Source organism: Sphingomonas bacterium, assembly GCF_903643065.1.
Lineage (GTDB): Bacteria > Pseudomonadota > Alphaproteobacteria > Sphingomonadales > Sphingomonadaceae > Sphingomonas.
This window is the reverse complement of record NZ_CAHJWX010000345.1, coordinates 1-3,304: the sequence shown is the minus strand read 5'-3', so window position 1 is coordinate 3,304 and position 3,304 is coordinate 1. Positions and strand designations below refer to the sequence as shown.

The window sequence follows — 3,304 nt, the reverse complement described above, 5'->3', positions numbered from 1 at the left end:
GGCGAGCGCCACGCGCATCTTCCACCCGCCCGAGAAGCTGTCGAGCGGCCGGCCCTGCATCTCCTCGTCGAAGCCGAGACCCACCAGGATGCCCGCCGCGCGCGCGGGCGCGGTATAGGCGTCGATCGCCCCCAGCCGCTCGTAGATGTCGCCGAGCCTGTCGGCGTCCTCGCACGTCTCGCTCTCCACCATCAGCGTGGCGCGCTCGATATCGGCGGCCAGCACGGTCTCGAACGGGCTGGCGACGCCGTGAGGCGCCTCCTGCTCCAGATAGCCCAGCCGCGTGCGGCGCGGCATTTCGGCGGTGCCGGTGTCGGGATCGAGCTGGCCGGCGATCACGCGCACCAGCGTCGACTTGCCCGCCCCGTTGCGGCCGATTAGCCCGACGCGCGAGCGCGGCGGCAGCGCGGCGGACGCGGCGTCGAGGATCGTGCGGCCGCCCAGGCGCACGGTGATGTCGGAGAGGGTGAGCATGCCGCGGCCTTAGCAGGTGCAGCACGATCCGTCATGCCGGACCTGTCCCGGCCTCCAGCGCCGTGCGCGATCGTCGGCTCGCGAGCCCTGAGCGACGCCGAGTCCCGGAACACGTCCGGGATGACGGCGGCTATGGTCGGAACACCTCGCCCCCCGTCGTCGGCCCGCCGACCCCGGTCGTGCCCGGAAAGGTGATCGGCAATCCGCGGACCGAGCGTGCGGCGAGGAACGCGAACGCCTCCGCCTCGAGGAAGTCACCACGAAGGCCCAGCGCGTCGGCGTCCGTCACGAGCGGCAGCCGGGCGCGCAGCGCCGCCATCATCACCCTGTTGTGCCGCCCGCCGCCGCAAACGACCCAGCATCGCGGCGCGGCGGGCAGGTGGCGCACGGCATCGGCCACGCTGGCGGCGGTAAAGGCGGTGAGCGTCGCGGCGGCGTCCGCGATGTCGAGCGCGGCGACCGGATCGAGCGAGAAGTCGTGGCGATCGAGCGACTTGGGACCGGGACGGTCGAGATACGGGCTCGTCATCATCGCCTGGAGCGCGGCTTGGTCGACGCGGCCCCCCGCGGCAAGCCGGCCGCCGTCGTCGTAGCGGGCGCCGGTGCGCTGCTGAAGCATCAGGTCGATCAGGCCGTTGCCGGGACCGGTGTCGAAGGCGGTCAGCTCGCCTGCCTCCCCGACGAAGCTGACGTTCGCCACCCCGCCGACGTTCAGGAACGCGACCGGCCGCGCCGAGCCCAGCCAGTGCGCGAGCGCAGCGTGGTAGACCGGCACCAGCGGCGCGCCCTGGCCACCCGCTGCGAGGTCGCGCTGCCGCAGCCGCGCCACCACCGGGACGCCCAGCGCCGCGGCGAGCGCCGCGGGATCGCCGAGCTGGATCGACAGGCCGCGTTCGGGCCGGTGCAGGACGGTCTGGCCATGAAAGCCGATCAGCTCGATCGTGCCCGCCTCCGGCCGGGCGAGCAGCGCGCGGGCGGCGCGGACGTGCGCGGCGACGATCGTGCGGCTCGCCTCGCCGAAGCTCGCGGGCGCCGGTTCGGCCCCATCGGTCCGAAGAGCATCGGCGGTCGCGCGGAGCAGCACCTCGCGTTCCGCCTGCGTGAAGGGCAGCAGCAGCGCGGGGCCAAGGCCTGTCACCGCCACGCCGTCGGTGTCGAGGATCGCCGCGTCGACGCCGTCGAGCGACGTGCCGCTCATGAAGCCCAGGACGCGCATCGCCTCAGCCTCCGGTCACGATCGGCACCACGATCGGGTGGCGCAGCCGCAGGTCGTCGGCCACGCGCTCCACCTCCGCCACCTCGTCGATGCCGCCGGCCGGCGCGATCGACCAGTTGCAGTGCGGGTGGGTGGCGACGTCGTGCAGGCGCACCGTACCCAGTACCAGCCGCCACCGCCGTCGATTGCCTCCCACCTCGCGCACCAGCGCGGCCAGGAATCGGTCGATCAGGTCGGCATCGGTCATCGCCGGGCGCTTGCGACGTCGGGGCGGGCGTGACAAGCCGCTCCCGCTCCTTCGACCGTCGATGAACCGCCTTTCCGCGTCTCCGCATCGGTGCGCGGCCGTGCCGTCGTGCCTCCGGCTCGGGCGGGCGACCATTGCAGGCGCCATGCAGCCACGCGCGCTAGTATTCCCTTCTGGCCTGACCCGACTCGGCTCACGCCTCGGGTCGCGGGAGGCGCGGCAGGACGATCGTCGCGTCCAGCCCTCCGCCCGGACGGTTCGCCAGACGCACCTCGCCGCCCGCGTCGCGTACGATCGCCTGCGCGAGCGCGAGGCCCAGGCCGATGCCGCCGGTCTCGCGGTTGCGCGATCCCTCCAGTCGGGTGAAGGGATCGAATACGGCCGCCATCCGGTCGTCGGGGATGCCCGGCCCTGCGTCGGCGACGACGATCGCCACCTCCCGCGCGTTCGACCCGAGCGTGACGGTCGCCGCCTGGCCGTATTTCACCGCGTTCTCGATCAGGTTGCGCACCGCGCGGCGCATCAGCGACGGGCGCAGCCGCATCGTCAGCCGGTCGGCGGGGACCAGCGTCACCCGATCGCCCAGGTCGCGGAAGTCCTCGACCACCGCGTCGACCAGCGCGGCTAGGTCGACGTCGGTCATCGCCTCGCTCGGCCGCCCCAGCCGGGCGAGCGACAGGATGTCGTCCAGCGTGCGGCTCATCTCCGCGATCGTGTCGGCCATGCGCGCGCGGTCGGTTTCGTCCTCCACGGACTCGATCCGGACGCGCAGCGCGGCGAGCGGCGTGCGCAGGTCGTGGCCGATCGCGCCCAGCATCCGGTCCTTCTCCTCCAGCATCGCGGTGACACGAAGCCGCAGCGCGTTGAACGCGGCGATCAGCGCGCGCAGGTCCGGCGGTCCCGCCTCCGCCAGCGGTTCCGCCTCGCCGCCGGGCGCGAAGGCGCGGGCGGCGTCGGCCAGGTCGCGCAACGGCCGGGCGATCCTGCGCGCGATCCACAGCATCGGCAGCAGCACGACGACGTAGAGGATCAGCGTCTGCCCGGCCAGCCGCCAGACCAGCGCGCCGTCGAACCGCGTCCACGGCGCGCTCTGCACCAGCCAGCCGCGGCCGGGTTGCTCGACCGCAATCTCGATCTCCATGCCCGAGCGCCGCAGCCGCTCGGCTTGGCCGGGCGGCAGCCGGCGCAACCAGGGCTCGGCGGGGTCGATCGGACGGACGCCGGTGTCGACCCGGCCGAGGTGCAGTCCCGATTCGACTAGCGCGCGCGAGATGCCGGCGGCGACCTCGGGCCGGCGAGGCAGGCCGGGTGCGATCGGATCGGCGGAAAGCCGGCGGATGCGCCCGCGATCGGCGCGGAGCGGCCGG

Annotated in this window: 4 protein-coding genes; all 4 read right to left on the bottom strand. The window is 73.9% G+C overall.

The annotated features are described in order from the left end of the window. A partial coding sequence (locus HUU95_RS11725) for an ATP-binding cassette domain-containing protein (RefSeq protein ID WP_174280275.1) occupies positions 1-474 on the bottom strand: 474 nt, incomplete at its 3' end. 130 nt (positions 475-604) lie between these two features. Then, complete coding sequence (locus HUU95_RS11720; RefSeq protein WP_174280274.1) at positions 605-1,690, bottom strand: anhydro-N-acetylmuramic acid kinase; 1,086 nt, start codon at positions 1,688-1,690, stop codon at positions 605-607. A 4-nt stretch (positions 1,691-1,694) separates the two neighbouring features. Continuing rightward, the gene (locus HUU95_RS11715; RefSeq protein ID WP_174280273.1) at positions 1,695-1,937 is read right to left on the bottom strand and encodes a hypothetical protein; all 243 of its coding nucleotides are present in this window, start codon (positions 1,935-1,937) and stop codon (positions 1,695-1,697) included. A 193-nt stretch (positions 1,938-2,130) separates the two neighbouring features. Next, positions 2,131-3,304, bottom strand: a 1,174-nt coding sequence (locus HUU95_RS11710; RefSeq protein ID WP_174280272.1) for a HAMP domain-containing sensor histidine kinase, incomplete at its 5' end; no start/stop codon positions are given.

Bases quoted from the DNA above. Each gene is read 5' to 3' on its own strand.
- HUU95_RS11720 (WP_174280274.1), bottom strand. From the start codon at position 1,690: ATGCGCGTCCTGGGCTTCATGAGCGGCACGTCGCTCGACGGCGTCGAC.
- HUU95_RS11715 (WP_174280273.1), bottom strand. From the start codon at position 1,937: ATGACCGATGCCGACCTGATCGACCGATTCCTGGCCGCGCTGGTGCGC.